Origin of the sequence: Loktanella sp. 3ANDIMAR09, assembly GCF_001420005.1 — a bacterium.
In the GTDB taxonomy this organism is placed as follows: Bacteria; Pseudomonadota; Alphaproteobacteria; order Rhodobacterales; family Rhodobacteraceae; genus Loktanella.
This window is the reverse complement of the sequence record NZ_LJAK01000007.1, coordinates 1-24,922: the sequence shown is the minus strand read 5'-3', so window position 1 is coordinate 24,922 and position 24,922 is coordinate 1. Positions and strand designations below refer to the sequence as shown.

Sequence of the window (24,922 nt, the reverse complement as noted above, 5' to 3'; positions counted from 1 at the left end):
TCTCAATAAAAGATATAGGGGTTGCGTTGGCAGCGACAAGTGCCAAATTGCAGGTCCAATCACGCAGGCAGATTCATGGCGCAGACGCCCCCGACCGAGACTGATGCACAGGCTGAACGCCGTGCGAAAATCGCGCGGCAGTTCATCGGGATGATCCCGCATGCCCGCGAACTGGCGATGCAGGTCACGGACGTCGGCCCCGGCATGGCCGAAATCACCATGCCTTTTGATCCGCGCCTTTTGGGTGATCCGGACACAGGGGTGATCCACGGTGGTGCGGTCTCTGCCTTGATGGATACCTGCTGCGGTGCCGCCGTGATCGCGCATCCCGACAGCGCGCTGGGCACCGCCACGATCGACCTGCGGATCGACTACATGCGCGCGGCCACACCGGGGCAGGCCATCCGTGCGGTGGCGACCTGCTATCACATGACACGCTCGGTCGCATTCGTGCGCGCCACGGCCTATGACGCCGACCCTGACCGGCCCGTCGCCTGCGCCACGGGCGCATTCACCGTCGAACGCCCAAAGGACCCCGCATGAGCCGTCGCCCCGAACCCGTCCAGGTCGTCAAGCAACGTCGCGATGCCGCGCTCGAGGCGCTGATCGACGGCGTCCCCTACATCAAGTTCCTGGGCATCCGTTTCGACCGGCGCGGGGACGAGCTGACGGGCGTATTGCCCTATGCCGACATGCTGATCGGCAACCCCGCGCTGCCCGCGATCCACGGTGGTGTGACGGCGGCGTTCCTCGAGGTGACGTCGATCATCTCGCTCAGCTGGTTTACGCAGTGGGATGCGCTCGAGGCGGGCGAGGGCGTCGAGGATGCGCCGCGCCGCCTGCCCAAGACCATTGATTTCACCGTGGATTACCTGCGCTCGGGTCTGCCGCGCGACGCCTATGCCCGTGCGCGGATCACCCGGTCGGGGCGGCGCTATGCTTCTGTCCACGCCGAGGGCTGGCAGGACAACAGCGCGCGCCCCTTTGCGCAGGCGACCGGGCATTTCCTGATGCCGCAGCGTGATTGACACGCTGACCCATCGGCGCGTGCTGCACATCGCGCTGCCGGTCGTCGTGTCCAATGCAACGGTGCCGATCCTGGGCATCGTCGATACGGGCGTTGTGGGGCAGATGGGGCAGGCGGCACCCATCGGTGCCGTGGCGATCGGCGCCATCATCCTCACCGCCATCTACTGGATCTTCGGCTTCTTGCGCATGGGGACTTCGGGCCTTGCGGCCCAGGCCATCGGCGCGGGCGACACGGCCGAGGTGGCAGCCCTGCTCAGCCGGGTGCTTCTGATCGGCCTTGGGGCCGGGGCCGCGATCATCCTGTTGCAATGGCCGTTGTTTGCCGGGGCCTTTGTCGTCTCCCCCGCCAGCGCCGAGGTCGAAACCCTGGCCCGGCAATACATGTCCGTGCGGGTCTGGTCCGCACCCGCCGCGATTGCGCTCTACGGGATCACCGGCTGGCTCATCGCCCAGGAACGCACGATGGCGGTGCTGGCGGTCCAGGTGCTGACCAATGGTGTCAACATCGGCCTCGATCTGTTGTTCGTGCTTGGGTTTGACTGGGGCGTGCCGGGGGTGGCCTGGGCCACGTTCATCGCGGAATGGTCGGGCATGATGTTCGGGCTGTGGCTGTGCCGTGCGGCCTTTGCAGTGCCCGCATGGCGCGACACCGCGCGGATTTTCGACCCTGTCAGGCTGACCCGCATGGCGATCGTGAATTCCGACATCATGATCCGGTCGGTGCTGTTGCAGGCGATTTTTGTCAGCTTTCTGTTCTGGGGGGCGGATTTCGGCGACGTCCAGCTGGCCGCCAACCAGATCCTTCTGCAATTCCTCCAGGTGACGGCCTATGCGCTTGACGGCTTTGCCCTCGCGGCCGAGGCGCTGGTGGGGCAGGCCCTGGGCCGCCGCGCGCCACAGGCCCTGCGCCGGGCGGCGCTGCTGACCAGCGCCTGGGGCGCTGGCATCTGTGCCGGTCTTGCACTGGGCTTTCTCATGCTGGGCGGGGCTGTCATCGACCTGATGACGACGGCCCCGCTGGTCCGGGACGTGGCGCGCGATTACCTGCCCTACATGATCGCGGCCCCGCTGCTGGGGGTCGCGGCCTGGATGCTTGACGGTATCTTCATCGGCGCGACCCGCACCACGGATATGCGCAACATGATGATCGTCTCGGCTGCCGTCTATTTCGCCGCCGTCATGCCGTTGATGGCGGCCTTCGGCAACCACGGCCTGTGGCTGGCCTTGCTGCTCAGCTTCATCGTTCGCGGCTTGACGCTGGGCCTGCGCTACCCCGCACTCGAACGCGCCGCGCGCGCCTGACGCGGGCGTTTCGCATCATCTTGCCAGAAATACTCCGGGGGAGGCGCAGCCGGGGGCAGCGCCCCCCGCCACGTTATCCACAACAACCGGGCTCCAGCCACTCGACTCCGCGCGTTGCAACCCCGATATTGGCGTCATGTCACTCCCGCCCGGTTTCCTCGACGAATTGCGCACCCGCCTCTCGATCTCCGACGTTGTCGGCCGCAAGGTCATGTGGGACAGCCGCAAATCCAATGCAGGCAAGGGCGACATGTGGGCACCTTGCCCCTTCCATCAGGAAAAATCCGCCAGCTTTCACGTCGATGATCGCAAGGGTTTTTATCATTGCTTTGGTTGTCATGCTGGGGGCGATGTCTTCAAATTCGTCTGCGAAACCGAAAACGTGGGTTTCATGGAGGCGGTTCAGATCCTCGCGGGCGAGGCGGGCATGACCATGCCCGAACGCGACCCGCGTGCGCAGGAAAAGGCCGATGCCCGCACCGAACTGGCCGACGTCATGGAACTGGCGGTCCAGCATTTCCGTCTGAACCTGAAAACGGCCGCCGCGGCAGAGGCCCGCGATTACCTGACCCGGCGCGGGCTGGACGCCGACGCCTGCGCGCGCTGGGACATCGGTTTCGCCCCGGACAAGGGCAGCGTGCTTGCCGCCCTGACAGCCAAGGGCGTGTCACAGCAGATGGTGATTGATGCGGGCCTTGCTGCGAAATCCGATTACGGCGGTGCGCCCTACGACCGGTTTCGCGACCGCATCATCTTTCCGATCCGCAACGCGCGGGGGCGGCCCATCGGTCTGGGTGGTCGCGCGATGGCGGCAGATGCCAAGGCGAAATACTACAACTCGCCCGAAACGCTGCTGTTCGACAAATCCCGCACGCTCTACAACATCCAGAACGCACGCACCGCTGCGGGCAAGGGCCAGCCGCTGATCGTGGCCGAAGGCTACATGGACGTGATCGCCCTGTCCGAGGCCGGGTTCGAGGCCGCTGTCGCCCCTCTTGGCACCGCTGTCACCGAACATCACCTTGCGATGCTGTGGCGGGTGGCGGACGAACCGATCATCGCCCTCGATGGCGACACCGCCGGTCTGCGCGCGGCCATGCGCACAATCGACATCGCATTGCCATTGCTGTTGGCGGGCAAATCCCTGCGCTTTGCCGTGATGCCCAAGGGGCTGGACCCCGACGACGTGCTGAAACAACAGGGCAAGGACGCGATGCAGGGCATTCTGGATGCCGCCATCCCCATGGTTCAACTGTTGTGGCAGCGCGAAACCGAGGGCCGCGTCTTCGACAGCCCCGAACGCAGGGCCGCATTGGACAAGGCGCTGCGCCAGAAAACGGCCCTGATCCAGGACCCCGATCTGCGCAATCACTACGATCAGGCGCTCAAGGAACTGAAATGGCAGCTGTTCCGGACACGCAAGCCGCAGTCCCGCGCCACGGCGCGCCGCGCCGCATTCAATCCGCGCGGGCAGGACGCCTGGCACCGGGATCAATCACCGGTGGCCACCAACCGCACGTCTGCGCTGGCGACGGGGGCCACGCGCGACGATCATCTGCGCGAGGCGGTGATCCTGGCTACGCTGATCGCCACGCCGGCCGCCATCGACCCTTTCATGGCGCAGATCGAGGCGATGGAATGCACCGATGACGATCATGCGGCCCTGCGCGGGATCATTCTGCGCATGGCACCCGGCACCGATCTGCGCGCCGCATTGCATGATGCCGGGCTGGCAGCAGCGGTTGATGCGCTGACCGGTCAGCGCATCGTGCAGCTGTCATCGGGGCTGCGCAAACCCGGTGATCTGGAGTTCGCCAGCGCCTGCCTGTCCGAGGCCTTTGCCAAGCTGTCGACCGCCCGTGCCCTGCCGCAAGAGGTCCGCGAAGCCCAGGAGGATATCGACGCCGGTGACGAAGGTCTGACATGGCGTCTGCGGCAGGCCACGACTGCGCGCGACCGGGCCGCGATCATCGCGGCGGGGTCCAGTGGCGAAATGATCGTCGCAGAGAACGGCGCCGAGCTGGATAGTGACGAACTTTCTGCGGCGCGGGCGCTTTGGGAGGCGTTGACGATTGCAAAGCCGTCAGAGGACCCTAAATAGCGCTGACACGCGGTCAGACTCGCCATTGGCCGCAGGGATAGTTGCAACATCAGCCGAAATTGACCGGCAACAGGTTGCGAATCGCGCGAATGACGCGTTGATTCGTGAGAAGCCGAATCACCCGAATCACTGGGACTGATCGTTGCTGGAACGAGGGAGACCGTACCATGGCCGCCAAAGACAATGACGACCGCAAGGACAATTCCGACAGCGACATTTCCCTCGACCTCAGCCAGGCTGCCGTCAAGAAGATGATCCAGGACGCGCGCGAGCGCGGTTACATCACCTATGATCAGCTGAACGCGGTTCTGCCACCCGATCAGGTGTCCTCGGACCAGATCGAGGACGTGATGTCGATGCTGTCCGAAATGGGCATCCAGGTCACCGAGGAAGAAGAATCCGAGGAAACCGAAGAAAACAAGACCAGCACTGACGTGGCGACCATCGCCGGGTCGCGTGATGTGGCCTTGGGCGGCGCAGAGGCTGAAAAGCTTGATCGCACCGATGATCCCGTGCGGATGTATCTGCGCGAAATGGGCAGCGTAGAACTGCTGTCCCGCGAGGGCGAAATCGCCATCGCCAAGCGGATCGAAGCCGGTCGCAACACGATGATCCTCGGCCTGTGCGAAAGCCCGCTGACTTTCCAGGCCATCACCATCTGGCGCGACGAACTTCTGAGCGAAGACATCCTTCTGCGCGACGTGATCGATCTGGAAACCACCTTTGGCAACCAGCTGGGTGACGACGATGCCGCCGAACCGGTCGTGACGGCTGGCGCGGGTGGCACATCCGAAGGTGACGACAAGCCCGATCTGGATGCCGACGGCAACCCGATCGCCAAGGACGACGATGACGATGATGACGAGCAGGCAAACATGTCGCTTGCCGCGATGGAGGCCGCGCTGAAACCGCGCGTGCTGGAAACGCTCGACATCATCGCCGCCGATTTTGCCAAACTGTCCGACATGCAGGATGCGCGCATGGACGCCACCTTGAACGAGGACAGCAGCTTTTCCTCGGGCGAGGAAGAGACCTACCAGAAACTGCGGTCCGAAATCGTCGAAATGGTGAATTCGCTTCACCTTCACAACAACCGGATCGAGGCGCTGATCGACCAGCTGTACGGCATCAACCGCCGCATCATGCAGATCGACTCGGCCATGGTGAAACTGGCCGATCAGGCCCGCATCAACCGCCGTGAATTCATCGACGCCTACCGTGGCCGCGAACTTGACCCCAACTGGCTGGACGAAATCGCGTCCAAATCCGGGCGCGGCTGGTCGATGCTGCTGGAACGGTCCACCGACAAGATCGAGGAATTGCGCGGCGACATGGCCCAGGTCGGTCAATACGTCGGCGTCGACATCACCGAGTTCCGCCGCATCGTGGCCCAGGTCCAGAAGGGCGAAAAAGAGGCGCGCGCCGCCAAGAAGGAAATGGTCGAGGCCAACCTGCGTCTCGTGATCTCCATCGCCAAGAAATACACAAACCGTGGTCTGCAATTCCTGGACCTGATCCAGGAAGGCAACATCGGCCTGATGAAGGCCGTCGATAAATTCGAATACCGCCGCGGCTACAAATTCTCGACCTATGCGACATGGTGGATCCGTCAGGCGATCACCCGGTCCATTGCCGACCAGGCCCGCACGATCCGCATCCCGGTCCATATGATAGAGACGATCAACAAGCTGGTGCGCACCGGTCGCCAGATGCTGCACGAAATCGGCCGCGAACCCACGCCCGAGGAATTGGCAGAAAAACTGCAGATGCCGCTGGAAAAGGTCCGCAAGGTGATGAAGATCGCCAAGGAACCGATCAGCCTCGAAACTCCGATCGGCGACGAAGAAGACAGCCAGCTGGGCGATTTCATCGAGGACAAGAATGCGATCCTGCCGCTGGATTCCGCCATTCAGGAAAACCTCAAGGAAACCACGACCCGTGTGCTGGCAAGCCTCACCCCGCGTGAGGAACGCGTGCTGCGCATGCGTTTCGGTATTGGCATGAACACCGACCACACGCTGGAAGAGGTCGGCCAGCAGTTCAGCGTGACGCGCGAACGTATTCGTCAGATCGAGGCCAAGGCGCTGCGCAAGCTCAAGCATCCCAGCCGGTCGCGCAAGCTGCGGTCGTTCCTGGATCAATAGGCATGTCCTGGCTGTCGAAACTCTTTGGCGGCGGGCAATCCGCAGACCCCGTCGCAGAGGCACCGCAAGGCGAGGTCTACAAGGGCTTCACGATCATCCCGACACCGATCAAGGCTGACAAGGCCTATCGCATCGGGGCACGGATCATCGGTGAGGTCGATGGCGAGAGCCGCGAACACCAGTTGATCAGGGCCGATACGCTCCAGTCGTTCGACGATGCCGCGGCTGCGTCCATCGCCAAGGCCAAGCTGATGATCGACCAGCAAGGGGCCGGTCTGTTCAACGCCTGATCGCGACGCATCGACAAAACGGGGCCGCAGTCTGCACTGCGGCCCCGTTTGTGTTCAGGCGGCCAACGCGGACTTGACCGCATCTGACAACGGTGTGGTCGGCCTGCCGATCAGACGGCGCAAATCGCCCGATTGGTCATTCAGCGCACCATCCGCGGCCATTGCATCCGTCTGGGCCAGCAATTCCGCAAATGCAGGCGGCAGGCCCGCGCTGATCAGGGCGGCTGCGAAATCGGCCTCTGGCATATCGACATAGGCGACCGGTTTGCCGGATTGTGCGCTGATATCCTGCGCCAGTTCTGTGAGGGTAAAGCTGGTATCGCCCGCCAGTTCGAACGTCGCGCCGTCGTGACTGGGATCGGCAAGCGCTGCCGCCGCTGCCTCGGCAAAGTCCTGGCGTGTGGCTGCTGCAAATCTGCCGTCACGGGCCGCACCGAAATGCTGGCCCATCGCCAAATCCTGCGGCAGATTCATCAACAGGTTTTCGATGTACCAGCCGTTGCGCAACAGCGTATGGGGCACGCCACTGTCGGCCAGCAGCGCCTCTGTCGCCTTGTGATCTTTGGCCAGCCAAAGCGGGCTGTCAGCGGCATGCAGGACCGACGTATAGGCGATCAGACCGACGCCACGCGCCTTGGCGGCATTGATGACATTGGCATGCTGCCCCTGTCGGTCGTTGAAGTCCGACGATGAAATCAGCAACAGCCGCGTGACCCCGTCCAGTGCCGCGTCCAGACTGTCTGGGTCGTGATAATCGGCGATCCGGGCGGCAATGCCTTCTGCCGCGAATGCGTCCTTGGCCGTGGTGCTGCGCACCATCGCGGTGATCTGCGACGCGGGAACGCGCTCTCGCAGGCTTGCGATCACCTTGCGGCCCAATTGGCCGGTCGCCCCCGTGACCATGTAGTGTTCTGACATGACTCTGTCCTCTGCAATGAAAATCGAATACAGGTCTCAGTTAGAGACTGCATCGCATCCTGAAAAGGAGGCAGGATTTCCTGCCCAGGGCACACAGAGGGAACCACCCGTGGACGGACAAAAACAGATTTCGCGCATGGAACGCTGGCAGTCAGAGGAAATGGATCTGAACAATTGTCCTGTGCGCCATGTCCTTGATCATGTGGCGGCCAAATGGACGACGCTGATCCTGCTGACGCTGCATGACGGGCCAGCGCGGTTCAATGCCCTTGGCCGCGCCCTGCCTGATATATCGAAACGGATGCTGACCCAATCGCTGCGCGATCTTGAACGGGACGGCCTGATCCTGCGGCGTGTCTATCCGACGAAACCGCCCAGCGTGTCCTATGAATTGACGGATCTTGGTCAGTCCTTGCTGATCCCTGTGTTCGGTCTGCTGGACTGGGCCGAGGCGCACGCCGATACGTTGGCGCAGGCCCGGGCAAAATACGACGCGGCCGCAGGCTAAGTCCTGCGGCCGCGTCTGAAACTCTGTAGCTGCGACAATCGAAATCAGCCGCGCGGCATCAGGAACACTTCGCGCACGTCGTTCACCTCGGACGCGTTCAGTGCGAGCATGACCGCATCGGCCACGTCCTCGGGTTGCAGCTTGTCGGGTTTCGGTTCGTCGAAAAATGCGGTGTTCACCATGCCGGGTGCCACGACGGTACAGCGACCGCCCCAGTCCTTCATCTCTTCGGCCAGGTTGCCGCCGTAACCATGCACGAACCATTTGGTTGCGCCGTAGACTGATCCGGACAAATGGCGGCGTCCGGCGGCAGAGCCGGTCAGCACCATATGTCCCTTGGTCTTTTTCAGGTGCGGCAGCGCGGCCTTGGTGGTTTTCAGCAGGCCCATGACGTTCAGATCGATCATGCCCTGCCAATCATCCAAATCGCCGCCTTCGGTGCCGCCCTGCGACGTGCCACGGCCCGCGTTGGCAAAGGCCGCGTGCACACCGCCGAACTTGTCGGCCAGCGTGTCCAGTGCCGCGGTCAGTTCGCCATAGTCGGTCGCGTCACCCGGTAGGGCCAGTGCGGCGTCACCCAGTTCGTCGACCAGATCCGCCAGCTTGTCCTTGGACCGGGCTAACAGACCCACGTTCCATCCGCTTGCCACCGCCTTGCGTGCGGTTGCTGCACCGATCCCGCTGGATGCGCCTGTGATGAACAATGTCTTGTCGGCCATTCTGTCACTCCTTATGCGTGTTGCCGACCCAACGCCGCCCCCCACCTGAAAGGTTCCCGATGCAGACCCGTTTCACCGTTCCGACGCGCGGCCCCGGCCTGACGGACATCACCGATCAGGTCGCGGACTGGGTCCGCCAGACTGGCCGCGACGGCCTGCTGACGCTGTTCATCCAGCACACTTCTGCCAGCCTGCTGGTGCAGGAAAACGCCGACCCCGAGGTGCAGACCGACCTGAACGCCTATTTTGCGCGGCTCGTGCCGCCGACAACGGACCCGGCCATGTCCTATCTGACCCATACCTACGAAGGCCCCGACGACATGCCCGCCCATATCAAGGCGGCGCTTTTGCCAGTCAGCCTGTCGATCCCGGTGACAGCGGGGCGCATGGCCCTCGGCACCTGGCAGGGGATTTACGTGTTCGAACACCGCACGGCCCCGCACAGGCGGAACGTGATGGCGCATTTCAGCGGGTGAGGGGGCAGCCTCGGCCTCAGACCGGGACCACCACGGGATGGCCGTTTACCGCGTCCACCGCCATGCGCGTGTCGAACAGGTCTGACAGCATGGCCGAGGTCAGGGCGATCACCTTGGGTCCGGTCCGGGCGATCCGGCCATCCTTCAGCGCGACGATCCGGTCGGCATAGCGGGCCGCGATATTGAGGTCGTGCACCACGATGACGACGCTGCGCTGCCGTGGTCCTGGCCGCGACAACGCGTGCAGCCGTTCCATCAGATCACGCGCATGGCGCGGGTCCAGTGCCGCCAGTGGTTCATCCAGCAGCATCCACGGCGTGCCCTGCGCATAGGCCATCGCGACAAAGGCCCGTTGCCGCTGGCCACCGGACAGCCGGTCAATCTGCCGCTGCGCGAGGTCGGTCAGCGCAAACAGGTCCAACGCCTGTGCGACGGCCGCATGGTCGGCCGGACCGGGCCTGCCGCGATGGTGCGGCCAACGTCCGAAGGTCACCAGATCGGCGACGGTCAGCCGGGCGGTCACATGTTCCGACTGGGTCAGCAGGGCGACGGTGCGGGCCCGCACCTGCGCCGTCGCACGGGCGATATCCTGACCCGCGATCGTGACGCGACCGCTGGCCAGCGGCAGCAGCCCCGACATCGCATGCAACAGGGTGGATTTCCCCGCGCCGTTCGGACCAATCAGCGCGGTGACGCCACCTTCGCCAAAGCCGAGGTTGATGTCTGACAGGGTCGTGATGCCCTGACGTGCGACGGACATGTTTTCGATCCGGATCATGGGCGAGACTTTCGTAGGACAAGGAACAGGAACAGCAGGCCGCCAACGCATCCCACGATCACGGCCAATGTCGATTGCTGGCCTAGCAGGCGTTCGAACACGAACTGCCCGGCTACCAGGATGCTTGCGCCGATGATCGCGGCACCGGGGATCAGCAGCGCATGCCGCCAGGTCCGCAGGACAGCATGGGCGAGACTCGCGGCCAGCAGGCCCAGAAAGGTGATCGGCCCGACCAGTGCGGTCGATGCGGCGACACAAGCCGACACGATGACCAGTGCCAACAGTGCGATACGGTCGAACGGCAGCCCGATGGCGCGCGCGGTCGTGCGCCCCAGTGCCGCGGCATCCAGCGCCGGTGCCAACAGGCGTGCGCCGGTCAGGGCCGCAGCGAGGACCGCCGCGGCGATGGCCAGTTGCGTGCCGTCAACGGTGCCGAATGTCGCGAAACTGGCCTGCTGCACGATACTGTATTCCGACGGGTCCAGCAGGCGGCCCGCAAAACCGGACAGCCCCCGCAGGAAAACGCCCAGAATGACGCCTGTCAGCACCAGCCGCAGGACGTCCTCGGCCCCTCGGCGCAACATCACCCCGAACAGGGCGACACCGGCCAGCAACATGCACAACAGTTCCGCACCGAACTTTGCCAGGTCCGGCAATGTGGCGAACCCCGCTCCCCCCAGCAGCAGGACCAACCCCGTCTGGAGAAAGACGAACAGCGCGTCAAAACCCACGATACCGGGGGTCAGCAGCCGATTGGCGGCAACCGTCTGAAACATGACCGTCGCAGCACCGATCGCGGCACCGACGACCAGCAGTGCGGCCAGCTTGACCGCGCGCAGCGACAGGATGAACCCTGCTGGTTCGCGCAATCCCCAGCCCAGGAACAGCGCCGACAGCAGTGCGAGCAGACCCAACAGGGCGAACAGGCGACGCTCAGCCATGGGACCGCCCCGGTCTGCTGTGCAGCAACCACAAAAACAGGCCCGCACCGAACACCGCAAAGATCGTGCCCGCAGGAATTTCATAAGGCCAGCGCAGCACGCGGCCCAGGATGTCGCAGGCCAGCACAAGCACAGCACCCGTCCACGCCACGACAGGCAGATTGTCGCGCAGATTGTCCCCGCGCAGGCGGGAGACGATGTTGGGCACAACGAGGCCCACAAACGGGATGCTGCCAACGGTGACGACGATGACTGCAACCGTGATCGCCACAAGGACCAGTCCGCCGATCAACGTCTGCCGGTAATCCAGTCCCAGACTGCGGGCGGCATCCTCGCCCAGACCCAGCAGCGTCAGACGGTCAGCCGCAAGGTAAAGTGCGGCCGCCACCAGTGCCACGATCCAGAGCAATTCATAGCGGCCCTGCAGGACGCCGGAAAATTCGCCTGACTGCCAGACGCCTATGAATTGCACCAGATCGGTGACCCAGGCGATGCCCAGAACGACTGACCCCAGAATGCCGCCGTAGATCAACCCGACCAATGGCAACAGCACGGGGTCCTGCCGGGGAACCTGCCGGGCCAGGGCCATAAATCCCAGCGTGCCGACCAAGGCCGTGACGGCCGCCACCGACATCTTGGTCATCAGTGCGGCCCCGGGGGCGATCAGGGTGATGGCCAGCAAGCCCAGCATCGCGGATTCAGGTGTGCCGACCAGACCCGGTTCGACCATCCGATTTTGCACGCACAGTTGCACGACGACACCCGCCATTGCCAGACCCGCGCCCGTCAGGATCGCGGCAGCGGTCCGGGGCAGGCGGCTGACGGCCATCAGGAACCCCGCATCCAGATCCCCCGACAGCATATCCGTTGCCCCGACGAAAACGCTCGTGCCGATCAACAGCACGAGCGTCAATGCACCAAGAAGGCCGTTGCGGGTCACCTTAGCTGTCCGTGTCGCCCTGAAGGGCGGCTGTGATGTCAGCGATGCTGCCCATCAGCGACTGGATACCGCCGCCGGCCAGATACAGGGGGGCGCTGTCCAGATAGACGATCTGACCTTGCTGTGCCGCCTTGGTTTCAGCCACCAGCGGGTTGTCGAGTGTGACGGCTGCGGCCTCGCCTTCCTGACCGATTGCAGCGCCGCGATCGACGACAAAGATCCAGTCGGGATCGACTTCGGCCACGAATTCAAACGACACGGCCTCGCCATGTGACCCGGCTGTCAGGTCGGGATAGGCCTGCGGGATGTGCAATGCGCTGTGAATCCACCCGAACCGGGACCCTTCGCCATAGGCCGAAATCTTGCCGCCGTTGGTCAGCAGGATCAGCGCACGGCCTTTGCCGGCTGCGACCGATTGCGCCTGTGTCACGGCAGCGTCCAGATCGGCGGTCAGGGTTGCTGCGGCCTCGGGTTTGTCGAAAATCTGGCCGTAGGCGGTGACGCGTGCGATGGCATCGTCAATCAGCGTCTCGCTGACGGTCATGTCCAGGGTCGGGGCCACGCGGGACAATGCGTCCACCTGTGTTTGCGACCGGCCGCCCGCGATGATCAGATCCGGTGCCATGACCGCCAAGGCTTCGAAATCGGGCTCGAACAGGGTGCCGACGGTCGTGATCCCGTCCATCGCATCCGCAAGATAAGCCGGCGGTGTGAAATCGGGCACCCCGTCCACGGTGACCCCCAGGGCGTCCAGACTGTCGATTGCCGCAAGGTCGAGTGCCACGACACGTTGCGGGCTGGTTGCCACATCGACCGGCCCGGCAAAGGTGAGAACCTCGACCTGCTGGGCTGCTGCCGTGGTTGCGAACCCCGCCAGGGCGAGCATGGGAAGGGTGACTTTCATGTGAGACTCCAGTTGGTCCAAAGTGGCTAGACAAACCTGATTAAACTTGTCAGGTTATATCAGACAGAAATACTCAGGATAAAATCAGATGCAACCCGCTTTTCGCGATGAAGGTCACTTCGACACGACACAGGCCAGCCGCTACCTTCAGCAACTCAGCAAACATTTCGCGCACAAGGCAGAGGTGCGTTTCGATCCGGCAGCGGCCGAAATCGCGCTGCCGCCCGGCAAGATTGCACTGACAGCGACCGACGATGTGCTGCGCGTCGTTGTCACCACGGATGATCCGGAAAAACTGGACAGGATGCGCGGTATCGTCGACAGCCACCTCGCGCGTTTCGCGTTCCGGGACTCGTTTTCGACGATGGTCTGGGCCACGCAAACCGGGGGTGCCGCGTCATGATGATGGATACGGAGATCGACACTCGCCAATCCGTGACGGGTAGCGTCGTCGTTGGCGACATCCGCGCGCTGAACCCGATGCAGTTCGTGAGCGTTTCACTGTTTCGCGACTGGTTCGACGGTCCGGCGGGTCGTGACCGGGTCAGCGACTTCTTTGAATCCGCCCTCGGGCCTGCGCGTGGGCAAGCCGCAACTGAAAACTGGGCGGGCTTTGTGACGGCGCTGGTCGATCATGCACGCCGTCCGGTCATGCGTCACGGTGCCGACTGCCGTTGTGTGGGCGCGGACGAGGCGGTCGTCGCCCATATCCTGACCGCCGCTGTGACCGCAGACCGCGAGGATGCGATGTTGCTGCTGTCGCTGCTGGTCCCCGGCGAGGTGCTGCTTGTCCTGATCCAATATGCAGAACGGGCAGGGCGGGATATCTGGCAGATCTCAAGACAGATCAACGCCGCCCGCAAATTGCACTGACAAACGGTTCAGACGTCTGGAGTTGTGTTGCAGGGCCGCGGGCGGCGCAGTGTGGTCCTGTTCCCGGCACTGCGATAGGGGGCATGCGCCTCGGTCTGTTGCGGTGGGGCGTTGTCATTGGCACAGGTCACCAGCCCCAAAAAATGCGCGACAAGTTCGAGGTCCATGTCACTGGGCCGCGCGGCATTGTATTCCATGATGCCTCCTTTTGCATCGGCGTGACGCACGATGTCCTGATCGCCCAAAATTGAGGCCGCGGTTTGGCGGCATCGTGAATTTCATGGCGCAGGGCCGGGGGGTCAGATCACTGGCCTGCCAGTGGTGGTGACCATTCGGGACGCTGGGTGCCGTCAGGACATCCCGGTCGGTCCGAAAAACGCCGCTGGACCGGGGCAGGCATAGCCGTTTCAGTTTCGCCTGATTTCCGTGCAAATCATGAATTGGCAGATTGATACGCCCCAATAACTAAATACAGATTAATAATATTGACCTGAGCGATCGGGTAAATTGTTCTCGGACCGGGGCTAATATATGCGTGACGTCGAAACTGTTCTCAGTTCGGGTTGTGCTGGATTAAATTTGCAACCTATAGTGATCTTATGCCCGACACAGATCGGGACATTTCAAGCTCCTGTTGCCAGAGGTGTTGCAGTCATGTCCGTATATTCCGTTGAAAATGATGGTGTTTTTTCAAAAGACAAGGGCAGTCGCGCAGCGCAGACCGATTGGCAAGCCTACGCGGCCGCCTATGACCTGCTGTCGGCGCACAACCCCGAGTATCAGTCTCTTCTCTCGGGGTTTGAGGACTTCTTGTCGCAATTGGATGGTCCATCGGTGATTTACGATATCGGCGGCGGGACGGGAAACTATTCGCAGATCATCGCGCGATGCTGCCCTACCAGTCAGATACGCTTTATCGAGCCTGATCCCGGAATGCTGGGCGTCGCGCAGCGAAAACTCTCGGACCACGACAACATCATCTTTGAAAATGCTGGTCTGGAATCTGCAGGTGCGCCGGGCGACGCCGATCTGATCGTTTCGATCCATTCCCTCTATGCCATGCCGGACCAGCAGGACCGACTGGCCGACATGCGCCGCATGTTGCGACCGGGCGGATTGCTGTATCTGGTGGACCTGGGACGTGCGATGAACGTCTCTGACTGGCGGCGCTACCTCTTTGGTCATCTGCGGCGGGAACATGGCCTGTTTGGCGCATGCCGGATTTTTTGGCAGGGGCGTGAGATCGCGAAACAGAACGCGAATATCCGCGCATCCCAAGACGACGGCACCTACTGGACACACAGCGGAGATGAACTTGCGACTGCGGTCCGCAATGCCGGGTTCGAGGTCCTGCGCCAAGAGGTCGTTTATCGCGGGTATAGCGACCTGCTGATCTGCCGCGCGACCGACCTGTGACCTATCAAAGAGACCTGAACATGAACGAGCGGGTTCTGGATGCGCTGCGTCAGTCGCGGTACCGTGTGATGACAGACGATCGCGACCTCGAAGACATCTACCGTCTGCGATACGATTGCTATCGTGCCGAAGGGTCGATCGCAGCAAACGCACAAGGCATCATGCATGACGCCTACGATGACACGGCAAATTGCCTGCACATCGCGGTCGAAACCAACGGCAAGCTGCTTGCAGCGGTGCGGTTGCATCTGATGTCGGAACTGTCGGCGGTTTCCCCCACCGCCGAAGTTTTCCCCGAAATCACGTCCGGTTTCGGCCAAGGCAAGACCGTCCTTGACCCGACGCGTTTCGTGATTGATCCATCCGCACGCAAGCAGCGGGTTTCATTGCACTTTCTCGTGCTGCGCATTCCGTTCATGGCAGCGCTTTTCTACGATGTGGATCTGGCGCTTGCGCCCGTGCGGTCAGAACACATGGCATTTTATCGCCGCTATCTGGGCTATGCGCCGACGCTCGATCCGCGCAGTTACCCTGGGTTGGCCAAACCCATACACTTGCTGACGACAAACGTGCGTGAACAGCGCGCCGCCGTGTTGTCACGGACCCCGGTTTTCGGCCCCATTGCGGATATGCCCCAATCCGACATCGCGTTTCCCGACCTTGCCGGTGTTTATATTCCGTCGCAGGACAGGCGCACTGCAGCTGCCTGACCGATCCTGCCTGCGGATTACCCAACGGCAATCCAACCATATTCATTAAAATGTTACTAATTTCTTAGCAGGGTTTTGCTTTTTGTGCGTCCGCGCCCCTCAGGCGTCACAACTAAAACACAACTTCTGGTTAGACCTGACCTCGGAATTGCAGCAGAGGTTACGATGACCTTCTTTAACGTTCTTGTGGGGTCTCCGCGCAGGTGGTTCAGCGTTCACGGTCGTGAGCAAAAGATCAAGGACTACATCGCCCTTTCCAACCAGCTGATCTGGAAACGGCAGGCCAGCTTTCTTGCTGCTGCGATACTTGCGGCATTCTATTTTGACCCATCGTCAGTCGTGCTGTGCTACGGCTTTGTCGTCTTTGCAGAAATCCTCGATCTGCGGCTGGGTTCCGTTGCGGCAAATTGGGACGGTCGGAACCGTGCCGTCGGGCGGGAAATTCTGTGGCGGATCACCATCAATACGCTGGTCAGCGCGACCGCTATCAGCATTTTCAGCGTGAACATGGCGATCCAGCAAACATCGGGCGGTCACTTCACGCCGCTGTTCCTGCTGTTTTCGGCCTCTGTCTTTGCGGCGATGCACAACAGCCAGATGATCGGCATTCTGCTGCTGCGGCTTGGCATCTACGGCATTGCGTTTCTGACGATCGCGCTGCTTGACGTGATGCGAGAGCTGCCCGCGTTTTCCTCGCCGATCTGGCTGGAATTCTTTACGGTCATCTTTGTGCTCTATTTCCTCTGCGACATCTCGATCAAGTTCAATCAGGGCTATCGCGAGCGCTACGAGCAACTCCGACGTATCAAGCAAGAGCACGCCCGCGCCAAGGCCGCGCTTGAGGTCAAGTCAAGGTTTCTGGCCACTGTCAGCCACGAGCTGCGCACGCCTTTGACGTCCATCATCGGCTCATTGGAGCTGATAAACGGTGACCGTCTGGGTCCTGTGCCAGACAACCTCAAACCTGCAATAAAAATTGCGGCGCGCAATGCGCGACGTCTGGCCGACCTCGTCGAGGATCTGCTCGACATGCAAAAGATCGAAGCAGGCGAAATGGTATTTGATCTGCGTCCGATCTCGGTGAATACGCTGGCGATCGAGGCGGTCGAGAGCATCGCAGGCTACGCCAGCAATTTCGGGATTGATGTGGAAACCGATCTTTGTGCCCAAGGGGCGCTGATCGCGGGTGACCGCAAGCGACTGATCCAGGTGATGAACAACATGTTGTCAAACGCCATCAAGTTCTCTGACAAGGGCGGCACGGTCACGGTGCAGGTCGAAACCTTGGGTCAGCGGACGCGCGTGTCCGTGCATGACCATGGTCAGGGCATCCCCGATGGTGCCCGCGAGAACGTGTTCGGCCGTTTCACGCAGGTCGATTCCTCTGACATCCGCAAGGTAGGCGGCACCGGTCTGGGGTTGAACATTTCGAAACTGATCGTCGAACAACACGGTGGTCTCATCGACTACACCAGCGAACTTGGTGTCGGCTCGACCTTCTTTGTGGAATTCGATCGGTTGATCGGGGATGCGGACGCGGACGACGGCGGCCCGCAGCTGTCGCAGGTCGCCTGACGTCCGATGTCGCCGGTCAGCCCCGACCGCGATAGGGCGGCACGCCCTGATCCGGGATCCAGACATTTTGCGGGACGGCGCCGGTCTGCCAGAACACGTCGATGGGAATGCCCCCGCGCGGGTACCAGTAGCCACCGATGCGCAGCCATTGCGGGTTCAGAAAATCGACCAGACGCCGCGCAATCGAGATCGTGCAATCCTCGTGGAACGCCCCGTGGTTGCGAAATGACCCCAGAAACAGTTTCAGCGATTTGGATTCGACCAGATAATCCCCCGGCACATAGTCGATCACCAGATGGGCAAAGTCGGGCTGACCCGTCATCGGGCACAGCGATGTGAACTCTGGCGCGGTAAATCGCACGCAATAGGCGATATCGGCCTGGGGGTTGGCCACACGTTCCAGCACCGCCTCTTCGGGAGAGTTCGGCAGTTTGGTCTGGTCGCCCAGTTGTTTCAGATCGCTGTAAATCGTTTCCATTGTTGTCTCCTCTAACGGGTCACACCCCGCGTTTGTTGCCCCACAGCAGCACATGCAATTGCGGCAGGATGCGGGGGGCAAACCAGTTGTCGTTCATCGTTTTGTCGACCAGCCACAGCAACCTGTCGGACAGGCGCTGGGGATCGACCGGGCAGTCGGGATCGACCTCTGGATTGCCGGGTTGCAGATATAGCGGCAGATGCGGATACCGATCCGCCGCCGCCCGCGCCCAGGCGTAATCCGCGTCGTCGAAAATCACGATCTTCAGCACGACCGCGCCCGCGCCGCGGGCAGCCTGACAGCAGGCCTCAAAGGCGTCCCAATCGACGCATTCCCCGCTTGATGGTGGTTTCGGGCTCAGCACCAAGGTGTCCAGATCGGCGAACCAGGGTTTGGCGATGGACCCCTGTGTTTCGCAGGCGAAACGGTATCCCTGCGCCTGACCCCGCGCGATCAGCGGCGCGAAATCCTGAATGGCCGGATTGCCGCCTGACAGCGAAACGGTCAAAGGCTGATGCCCCGACAGGCGCTGCACCTCGGCCCAGACCTCGGCGGTGTCCATTGCAGTCCAGGAGGCGCGAAACGCCGGGTCAACCGCATGCATGCTATCGCACCAGCTGCAGCGATAGTCACAGCCGCCGCTACGCACGAACACGGTTGGTTCCCCGATCAGCGCGCCTTCGCCCTGAACCGTGGGACCGAAAATTTCGACGATCCGCAGCCGGGTCACGGCCGGTATTCCGCCCAGGTCTTGGGGGTTTCGCTGACCTTGACCGCGCAGGTCTCCGGCCAACGCGCCCTGCACCAGTCGTAGAAATGCCGCGCCATGTTTTCGCCCGTGGAATGAACGTCCAGAACATCGTTCAGGTGGCGATGATCAAAGGTGTCGTCGATATAGGTCTTGAGCGCCTTCAGCTCGCCGTAGTCGCGCACGAAACCATCGCCGTCCAGGGTAGGTGACGCCAGTTCCACCACCACGATGTAGTTGTGACCGTGCAGGCGCGCGCATTGATGGTCCGCGGGCAGATGGGCCAATTGGTGCGAGGCGGAGAAATGAAATTCCTTGGTGATCCGGTACATCAGACACCTTCCTTTGCGGCGATGGCATGGGCCCAGAAATTGGGGTCGGCATAGGCCGTGGGGTCTGTGATCCCCGCCAGATCAAAGGCCTCGCGCCGTTCGACGCAGGTGCCGCAACGCCCGCAGTGAACCGCGCCACCCTTGTAGCAGGACCATGTGTCTGCGAACGGCGTGTCGTGGCGCGCACCTGCGGTGACGATATCCGCCTTGGTCCGGGTCACAAAGGGTGTGTACAGCGACACGTCGGCATAGCCGTCCAGCGCCGCCTTCTGCATCGCCTCGAAGGCCTGGGTAAAGGCGGGCCGACAGTCGGGATAGATGAAATGATCGCCGCCGTGCACGGCAGTCGCCACCGCATCGTCACCATTGGCCGCCGCCACACCGAATGCCACGGCCAGCATGATGGCGTTGCGGTTCGGCACGACCGTGATCCGCATGCTTTCCTCGGCGTAGTGTCCGTCGGGCACATCCAGGTCATCGGTCAGCGCCGATCCCGTCAGCGCGGCACCGATCCCGCGCAAATCAATGATGTCATGGGGCACGCCCAGCCGCCCGGCACAGCGGGCCGCGAAATCCAGTTCCTTGCGGTGGCGCTGCCCGTAGTCGAACGACACAAGGCGGGTCAGCTGATGCTCTGCCGCGACCATATGGGCAAGCGACACTGAATCGAGTCCGCCGGAGCAGATGACAATCGTCTTCATTATGTTAACCCTTGTTTTGATATCCGGGTAGGCTGCGACCGGAGTGCGCCGCTTAGACCAATTCACGGCGGATGCCAAGTTGTGACCGCCGGGTCAGCATGCCGCAGGCGGTCACGTCAGGGCCGGGCCCTGTCAGTCGTCGGCGCGACTGCGGCGCGGTCGCCAGCGATGCAGCACATCACCGCCCAACGCGCGGGTCTCGATCAGATCGAACCGGGGCGCATCACCCAACGCGCGTGTGCCAAGGCCAGCCATCGACGGCAGACCATCCGCCCCGATCATGCAACCGGCCTGCATCATCACTACCTCGTCCACCAGGCCCGCATGCAGCAGCGACGCGGCCAGATGACTGCCGCCTTCGCACAGGATGCGGGTCAATCCGCGGCGCGCCAGCTCTTGCAGGGCGGCCAGCATGTCGATCTGATGGTGGAGCAGGGGGCAGGGGATCAATGTCGCCCCGGTCGATGACCAGTCGCGTGTTTCGGCGTCGTTCGCATGAACGATCCAGACCGGTTGCAGGTGGGCGGTCTGTCCCAAACGCCCATTGACCCGCAAATTCAGATCGCGCGAAACCACGATACGGACCGGCTGGCGCACATCACCCAGATCGCGCACGTCCAGCGCCGGGTCATCGGCGCGGGCCGTTCCGGCCCCCACCAGCACCGCGTCATGATTTGCCCGCAGACCGTGCACCGTGCGGCGGGCCTGCGGACCGGTGATCCAGCGGCTTTCTCCGGTTGCGGTCGCAATCCGTCCGTCCAGCGTGGTAGCCAGTTTCAGCGTGACCCAGGGCAGACCCTGCGTCACCGATTTCAGGAACCCTGCGTTGGCGTCCTGCGCCTGTGCGGCGCAGACCCCTGTGGTGACAGCGATGCCTGCTGCACGCAGCATGTCCAGACCCCGGCCCGCCACTCGCGGATCAGGGTCCCCGGTGCCGACCACGACGCGGGCAATGCCTGCCGCAATCAATGCCTCGGCGCAGGGCGGCGTCTGGCCGTGGTGCGCACAGGGTTCCAGCGTGACATATGCCACGGCACCGCGCGCGGCCTCACCCGCCTGATCCAGCGCCACGCGTTCGGCATGCGGTCTGCCGCCGCGCCGCGTGTGCCCGCGTCCGACGATGACCCCGTCCCGCACGATGACGCATCCCACCGCCGGGTTCGGCCAGACCTGACCCAACCCGCGCCGGCCCAGCGACAGCGCCAGTTCCATGAACCTGATGTCGGGCGTCATACGTCCGGCTTGGTGTTCGGGCGCAGGTCTTCCATGAATTTCTCGAAGTCGTCCGCCGCCTGAAAGTTCTTGTAAACGCTGGCAAAACGAACGTAGGCCACCGTGTCGATCCGCGCGAGGCTTTCCATTACGATCTCGCCGATGGTCCCCGAGGGGATGTCGGTTTCGCCCATGCTCTCCAACCGGCGCACGATCCCCGAGATCATCTGGTCCATGCGTTCGGGTTCGACCGGGCGCTTTTGAAGTGCGATCCGGATCGACCGTTCCAGTTTGTCACGGTCGAAATCCTCGCGTCGGCCGTTGGATTTGATGACGACGAGGTCACGCAACTGAACCCGTTCATAGGTCGTGAAACGTCCGCCACAGGCCGGACAGAACCGTCGCCTGCGAATGGCGACATGATCTTCGGCGGGGCGGCTGTCCTTGACCTGTGTATCGACATTTCCGCAAAAGGGGCAACGCATGGGCCGTTCCTTGTCCTGTCTTGGGGGCTGAACCCCACTTATCCACATCGACTATAGGATTGGCCCCAGACTTTGGGTAGCCCTGTGGATAACCCGCATGATGTTGCTGCGAGGGTGAGTCCCGGATGCATCAGGCGGGTAGCGTGACTGTAGGTTTTGTAAGTGTAGCTGTTTGTAGCGTGACAGCAGGTTTTGCAGTGCGTAACAGTTGAAGTTGCAGCAAGCGGTTTTTTTTGAAGACTGTATAAATTGCGTCGCCAGCGGCTTCCGGCCTCAACCGATCATTGAGAACTTAAGTCGAAGCCGCATACAGTTTCCCCATAGCAGTCTTCGGTGGATCTCGTTGCCGCGCATGGCTGGAAGCCACCTGAGATTGCAATAGAGCTTCCCCTTGGACGTTCGATTGTTTAGCGTGCTCCAAAAAACTGAGCTAGTTACCAAAGCTCAATAGTGATGGCACAGGGATGTTCAAATATGGTCGAAAAAGAAGGCCCTGAACCGTTTGCTGAAGTAGTGGATTTGTTCTGCGGCGTAGGAGCGTTAAGCCATGGCTTATTCAGAGCGGGTTTTGATATACGGGCGGGATACGACACTGATAGCCGGTGCAAGCATGCCTTCGAGGTAAATAACGAAGCAAAATTTCATTCCAGAGACGTCGCAAAGTTGCAACCAGAGGAGATACAGTCTCACTTTTCAGGTAATCTTCCGACTGTCTTGGCAGGTTGTGCACCTTGTCAGCCCTTCTCAACATACAAACAGCGTTATGACGAAGATCCACGGTGGGATTTGGTTGAAAGCTTCGCCCAGCTTGCTGTGAGAGTTCAGCCAGATTTTGTGACTATGGAAAACGTTCCGTCCCTTCTGAAATACAAGGAGGGGCGTGTATTCGCTCGCTTCAAAGAAGTTATCGAAGACGCTGGATACAATGTTCAATGGGAAGTGGCCCGATGTGAGCAATATGGTGTCCCACAGCGACGGAGGCGGTTGGTTGTGATCGCATCTAGGATTGCACTTCCACCCAAACTCAGAGCGACCCATTCAACCTCCTTGACCGTAAGAGATGCAATCGCCTCGTTGCCGCCAATTGGGGCGGGAGAGAATAAGAAAAAGGATGCGCTCCATGTGGCCGCCTCTCTTTCAGAAACCAATCTTGCTCGCATCAGAGCATCAAAGCCTGGAGGAACTTGGCGCGATTGGCCGTTTGACCTCAGGGCGAAGTGCCATCAGCGAGCAACAGGTAAAACGTATTCAGGCGTGTATGCACGGATGGAGTGGGACAAGCCGTCTCCGACCATGACCACCCAATGTTACGGATTTGGCAATGGTCGTTTTGGGCATCCTGAACAGGATCGAGCGATAACACTCCGTGAAGCAGCTATCTTGCAATCATTTCCAAAAGACTATTCATTTCTACCCAAGGGTGAAAAGCCCGCCCTTTCAGAAGTTGGCCGTTGGATTGGTAATGCGGTTCCTGTGGGGCTGGCAGAAGCTATCGGCAGAAGTATAAGTTCAATAATAACGGAGAAATCACTTGGTAGAAGATCCACAACGTGACTCATACAGGTTTGAAATATCGCTTAGTGTTTTAAACCATTTGGGCAGGAACCTATACCGAAACTTCGTTACAGTTCTTGGCGAAGCGATTTCAAATTCATGGGACGCTGATGCTAACAACGTTTGGATCGAGATTGATCGTGAGAAATTAAATTTTTCGATAAAGGATGATGGCGTCGGTATGGATGCAACGTCGTTTCAATCCAAATTCTTGAAGATTGGCTACTCAAAGAGAGCTGAAGGTGGGGGGCGTTCGCCCAAGGATCGCCCCTACATTGGGGCCAAAGGTATTGGGAAGCTAGCCCTTCTTTCTTGTGCAAACCGCATATCTGTTTTCTCTAAGACCAAAAATTCCGATTATACAGGCGGCGTAATTGACAATGCTGGATTAGACGACGCGATTAAGGGCGATCAAAGCACCGAAGAATACCCGCTTGAGGGACTTAACTTTGACCTCATAGCTAGGCTGCGCGGTGGTCATGAAAAAGGAACAATAATCTGTTTTGAAGAAACCAACGATCAACTCAGAAACTCCGATTCCTATCTGAGAAAATTGCTTGCTCTTAGCTTTAAGTTCTCTCTGCTGGATGCAGATTTCACAATTCACGTAAACGGAACTCCGGTTACAATTGACGACCTGAAGAACTTGTCCGATGCGACCCAATTCTTGTGGCTTATAAATGAGTATACTGACGATTACGTCAAAGGGCTTCAAAATCTGGAAAAACCGAAGGTTGAAATTACTAGCCCATTAGCCATCAAAGGTTTTATCGGATCAGTAAAGAAGCCCGCAATGCTCAAGATCACTGGAACCGAGGAGCGGGCGACCATTGATCTCTTTGTAAATGGCAGGCTCCGCGAGAAGAACATAATAAGACACATTCCCACTCAGCGGATCGTCGAAAGCTACATTTACGGCCAAATTCACTTTGATACTCTCGACAGAGAGGGCGTCGATCCGTTCACAAGCAGCCGTGAAGGTGTCGTTGAGGACGACGAAAGGTTCCGCAGTCTAATGGATTACCTGAAGCGCGAACTGCTGTCCCAAATTATCGACGATTGGGACAGGCTTAGGCTCGAAGTTAGAGATGAGGGTGATGAGGAGAATACGAGAAAGTCCAAACGAGAGCGGAAGGCTCAAGCTTTGGTTGCAGAGGCTATCAACGACTATATACCAGATGATGATGCACCCGCCAAAGATGAAGTTGATGCTTGGCTGACAGAGATTATGCCCGACGCAGAGTTCAACACCTCAGCGTATGTGGACTGCTTTCTTTCGGAAAACCTCGTTCGCAAATACATTGCGCACAAAAGCCTCCCTTTGAAATCAAACATCCAGACGAAGATTGATCAGTTCAAGGAGCAGGAGACGACCTTCAAAGGTGCTGCGAATATTAGTTTTCCGATCCGCCAAGCGTCCTTCGACCTTAGCTATGTAGATATGAACGATCTTGCATTCACGGCTGAGGGGAACAAGAAAGCACCTAGCCCATCTCTTTGGGCAGATGCTGGAGCCTTCAGGCCTGTCAGAAACGCTGTAGGCCATACTGGACGACTTACAAAGACCGCCAAGGATCACCTGAACTTAACGTTTGAGAATATCAAGGCACGTATTCGAACCCTGATATCAAGTTAGGCAGTCGAAAACGCAAGGCGTTTAGAGGGGTGTTTTGACTTCACTTGCATCGCCGAATGGCTGCTTTTCGAAAAAGCGTTAATGTTCCGCTGGCGCAGAGAATGTCCGGTTTCCGCCCTCAAAAACACCCCCTCAACCACCGCCACGCCCTT

General features: G+C 60.7%; 28 protein-coding genes. 15 read left to right on the top strand and 13 right to left on the bottom strand.

Features of this window, described 5'->3' with window-relative positions; genetic code table 11:
- Positions 1-75: 75 nt before the first annotated feature.
- The 6 genes from AN189_RS11575 to AN189_RS11550 all read left to right on the top strand — a co-directional run bounded on the left by AN189_RS11575 (position 76) and on the right by AN189_RS11550 (position 6,866).
- Positions 76-543 carry a PaaI family thioesterase gene (locus AN189_RS11575; protein ID WP_056035894.1) on the top strand — a complete coding sequence of 156 codons (468 nt, stop codon included), beginning with the start codon at positions 76-78 and terminating at the stop codon, positions 541-543.
- Positions 540-1,028: a PaaI family thioesterase gene (locus AN189_RS11570; RefSeq protein WP_056035891.1), complete on the top strand. Its 489-nt coding sequence runs from the start codon at positions 540-542 to the stop codon at positions 1,026-1,028. Before AN189_RS11575 ends, AN189_RS11570 begins: the two co-directional genes overlap by 4 nt.
- Positions 1,021-2,331, top strand: a complete 1,311-nt coding sequence (locus tag AN189_RS11565) for an MATE family efflux transporter (protein WP_056035886.1) — start codon at positions 1,021-1,023, stop codon at positions 2,329-2,331. The genes AN189_RS11570 and AN189_RS11565 overlap by 8 nt, the downstream gene beginning before the upstream one ends.
- Before the next feature lie 136 nt (positions 2,332-2,467).
- On the top strand, positions 2,468-4,432 hold the full coding sequence (dnaG, locus tag AN189_RS11560) for a DNA primase (protein ID WP_056035883.1): 1,965 nt from the start codon (positions 2,468-2,470) through the stop codon (positions 4,430-4,432).
- Between the two features lie 167 nt (positions 4,433-4,599).
- Positions 4,600-6,576, top strand: a complete 1,977-nt coding sequence (rpoD, locus tag AN189_RS11555; RefSeq protein WP_056035880.1) for an RNA polymerase sigma factor RpoD — start codon at positions 4,600-4,602, stop codon at positions 6,574-6,576.
- A 2-nt stretch (positions 6,577-6,578) separates the two neighbouring features.
- A complete protein-coding gene (locus tag AN189_RS11550) occupies positions 6,579-6,866 on the top strand; it encodes an HlyU family transcriptional regulator (protein ID WP_056035877.1) in 288 nt (95 codons plus the stop codon).
- 54 nt (positions 6,867-6,920) lie between these two features.
- On the opposite strand, the gene AN189_RS11545 is transcribed toward AN189_RS11550, so the two are convergent.
- The gene (locus AN189_RS11545; protein ID WP_056035874.1) at positions 6,921-7,784 is read right to left on the bottom strand and encodes an SDR family oxidoreductase; all 864 of its coding nucleotides are present in this window, start codon (positions 7,782-7,784) and stop codon (positions 6,921-6,923) included.
- Positions 7,785-7,893: 109 nt separating this feature from the next.
- On the opposite strand from AN189_RS11545, the gene AN189_RS11540 reads away from it, so the two are divergent.
- A complete protein-coding gene (locus tag AN189_RS11540) occupies positions 7,894-8,292 on the top strand; it encodes a winged helix-turn-helix transcriptional regulator (RefSeq protein WP_367379439.1) in 399 nt (132 codons plus the stop codon).
- A gap of 44 nt (positions 8,293-8,336) precedes the next feature.
- Here the strand turns inward: AN189_RS11540 and AN189_RS11535 are convergent, their stop codons facing one another.
- Positions 8,337-9,011, bottom strand: coding sequence for an SDR family oxidoreductase (locus AN189_RS11535; RefSeq protein WP_056035872.1), 675 nt, complete (start codon positions 9,009-9,011; stop codon positions 8,337-8,339).
- Between the two features lie 59 nt (positions 9,012-9,070).
- Between AN189_RS11535 and AN189_RS11530 the strand changes: the two genes are divergently transcribed.
- Positions 9,071-9,487, top strand: a complete 417-nt coding sequence (locus tag AN189_RS11530; RefSeq protein WP_056035869.1) for a secondary thiamine-phosphate synthase enzyme YjbQ — start codon at positions 9,071-9,073, stop codon at positions 9,485-9,487.
- A gap of 16 nt (positions 9,488-9,503) precedes the next feature.
- Here the strand turns inward: AN189_RS11530 and AN189_RS11525 are convergent, their stop codons facing one another.
- Genes AN189_RS11525 through AN189_RS11510 form a run of 4 tightly spaced genes read right to left on the bottom strand, consistent with a single transcriptional unit; the run spans position 9,504 to position 13,050 of the window.
- Positions 9,504-10,265, bottom strand: a complete 762-nt coding sequence (locus AN189_RS11525) for an ATP-binding cassette domain-containing protein (protein ID WP_056035866.1) — start codon at positions 10,263-10,265, stop codon at positions 9,504-9,506.
- Entirely contained in the window at positions 10,262-11,206 is a 945-nt protein-coding gene (locus tag AN189_RS11520) for an iron chelate uptake ABC transporter family permease subunit (protein WP_056035863.1), read from the bottom strand. The genes AN189_RS11525 and AN189_RS11520 overlap by 4 nt, the downstream gene beginning before the upstream one ends.
- Positions 11,199-12,146 carry an ABC transporter permease gene (locus tag AN189_RS11515; protein ID WP_056035861.1) on the bottom strand — a complete coding sequence of 316 codons (948 nt, stop codon included), beginning with the start codon at positions 12,144-12,146 and terminating at the stop codon, positions 11,199-11,201. The genes AN189_RS11520 and AN189_RS11515 overlap by 8 nt, the downstream gene beginning before the upstream one ends.
- Before the next feature lies 1 nt (position 12,147).
- Positions 12,148-13,050 carry a siderophore ABC transporter substrate-binding protein gene (locus AN189_RS11510; RefSeq protein WP_056035858.1) on the bottom strand — a complete coding sequence of 301 codons (903 nt, stop codon included), beginning with the start codon at positions 13,048-13,050 and terminating at the stop codon, positions 12,148-12,150.
- A gap of 88 nt (positions 13,051-13,138) precedes the next feature.
- Between AN189_RS11510 and AN189_RS11505 the strand changes: the two genes are divergently transcribed.
- A complete protein-coding gene (locus AN189_RS11505; protein ID WP_056035854.1) occupies positions 13,139-13,453 on the top strand; it encodes a DUF2218 domain-containing protein in 315 nt (104 codons plus the stop codon).
- Positions 13,450-13,923, top strand: a complete 474-nt coding sequence (locus tag AN189_RS11500; protein ID WP_056035851.1) for a hypothetical protein — start codon at positions 13,450-13,452, stop codon at positions 13,921-13,923. The genes AN189_RS11505 and AN189_RS11500 overlap by 4 nt, the downstream gene beginning before the upstream one ends.
- A gap of 8 nt (positions 13,924-13,931) precedes the next feature.
- On the opposite strand, the gene AN189_RS11495 is transcribed toward AN189_RS11500, so the two are convergent.
- Positions 13,932-14,120: a hypothetical protein gene (locus AN189_RS11495; protein WP_157057466.1), complete on the bottom strand. Its 189-nt coding sequence runs from the start codon at positions 14,118-14,120 to the stop codon at positions 13,932-13,934.
- Positions 14,121-14,454: 334 nt separating this feature from the next.
- On the opposite strand from AN189_RS11495, the gene AN189_RS11490 reads away from it, so the two are divergent.
- From AN189_RS11490 to AN189_RS11480, 3 genes are all read left to right on the top strand, one after another.
- A complete protein-coding gene (locus AN189_RS11490; protein ID WP_253279608.1) occupies positions 14,455-15,339 on the top strand; it encodes a trans-aconitate 2-methyltransferase in 885 nt (294 codons plus the stop codon).
- Positions 15,336-16,049, top strand: coding sequence for a GNAT family N-acyltransferase (locus tag AN189_RS11485; protein ID WP_253279607.1), 714 nt, complete (start codon positions 15,336-15,338; stop codon positions 16,047-16,049). Before AN189_RS11490 ends, AN189_RS11485 begins: the two co-directional genes overlap by 4 nt.
- Before the next feature lie 165 nt (positions 16,050-16,214).
- Complete coding sequence (locus AN189_RS11480) at positions 16,215-17,624, top strand: cell wall metabolism sensor histidine kinase WalK (protein WP_056035845.1); 1,410 nt, start codon at positions 16,215-16,217, stop codon at positions 17,622-17,624.
- A 16-nt stretch (positions 17,625-17,640) separates the two neighbouring features.
- On the opposite strand, the gene queF is transcribed toward AN189_RS11480, so the two are convergent.
- The 6 genes from queF to nrdR form a co-directional block, all read right to left on the bottom strand.
- A complete protein-coding gene (gene queF / locus AN189_RS11475) occupies positions 17,641-18,102 on the bottom strand; it encodes a preQ(1) synthase (protein ID WP_056035842.1) in 462 nt (153 codons plus the stop codon).
- A gap of 19 nt (positions 18,103-18,121) precedes the next feature.
- Entirely contained in the window at positions 18,122-18,832 is a 711-nt protein-coding gene (queE, locus tag AN189_RS11470) for a 7-carboxy-7-deazaguanine synthase QueE (protein WP_056035839.1), read from the bottom strand.
- A complete protein-coding gene (gene queD, locus AN189_RS11465; protein ID WP_056035836.1) occupies positions 18,829-19,182 on the bottom strand; it encodes a 6-carboxytetrahydropterin synthase QueD in 354 nt (117 codons plus the stop codon). The genes queE and queD overlap by 4 nt, the downstream gene beginning before the upstream one ends.
- Entirely contained in the window at positions 19,182-19,883 is a 702-nt protein-coding gene (gene queC / locus AN189_RS11460) for a 7-cyano-7-deazaguanine synthase QueC (RefSeq protein WP_056035831.1), read from the bottom strand. Before queC ends, queD begins: the two co-directional genes overlap by 1 nt.
- A gap of 132 nt (positions 19,884-20,015) precedes the next feature.
- The gene (gene ribD / locus AN189_RS11455; RefSeq protein WP_056035828.1) at positions 20,016-21,116 is read right to left on the bottom strand and encodes a bifunctional diaminohydroxyphosphoribosylaminopyrimidine deaminase/5-amino-6-(5-phosphoribosylamino)uracil reductase RibD; all 1,101 of its coding nucleotides are present in this window, start codon (positions 21,114-21,116) and stop codon (positions 20,016-20,018) included.
- The gene (gene nrdR / locus AN189_RS11450; protein ID WP_056035826.1) at positions 21,113-21,580 is read right to left on the bottom strand and encodes a transcriptional regulator NrdR; all 468 of its coding nucleotides are present in this window, start codon (positions 21,578-21,580) and stop codon (positions 21,113-21,115) included. Before nrdR ends, ribD begins: the two co-directional genes overlap by 4 nt.
- Positions 21,581-22,054: 474 nt before the next feature.
- On the opposite strand from nrdR, the gene AN189_RS18795 reads away from it, so the two are divergent.
- Together AN189_RS18795 and AN189_RS11440 are read left to right on the top strand one after the other, a co-directional pair.
- The gene (locus AN189_RS18795) at positions 22,055-23,134 is read left to right on the top strand and encodes a DNA cytosine methyltransferase (protein WP_157057465.1); all 1,080 of its coding nucleotides are present in this window, start codon (positions 22,055-22,057) and stop codon (positions 23,132-23,134) included.
- On the top strand, positions 23,112-24,770 hold the full coding sequence (locus tag AN189_RS11440; protein WP_056035819.1) for an ATP-binding protein: 1,659 nt from the start codon (positions 23,112-23,114) through the stop codon (positions 24,768-24,770). The genes AN189_RS18795 and AN189_RS11440 overlap by 23 nt, the downstream gene beginning before the upstream one ends.
- The last annotated feature ends 152 nt before the right edge of the window (positions 24,771-24,922 follow it).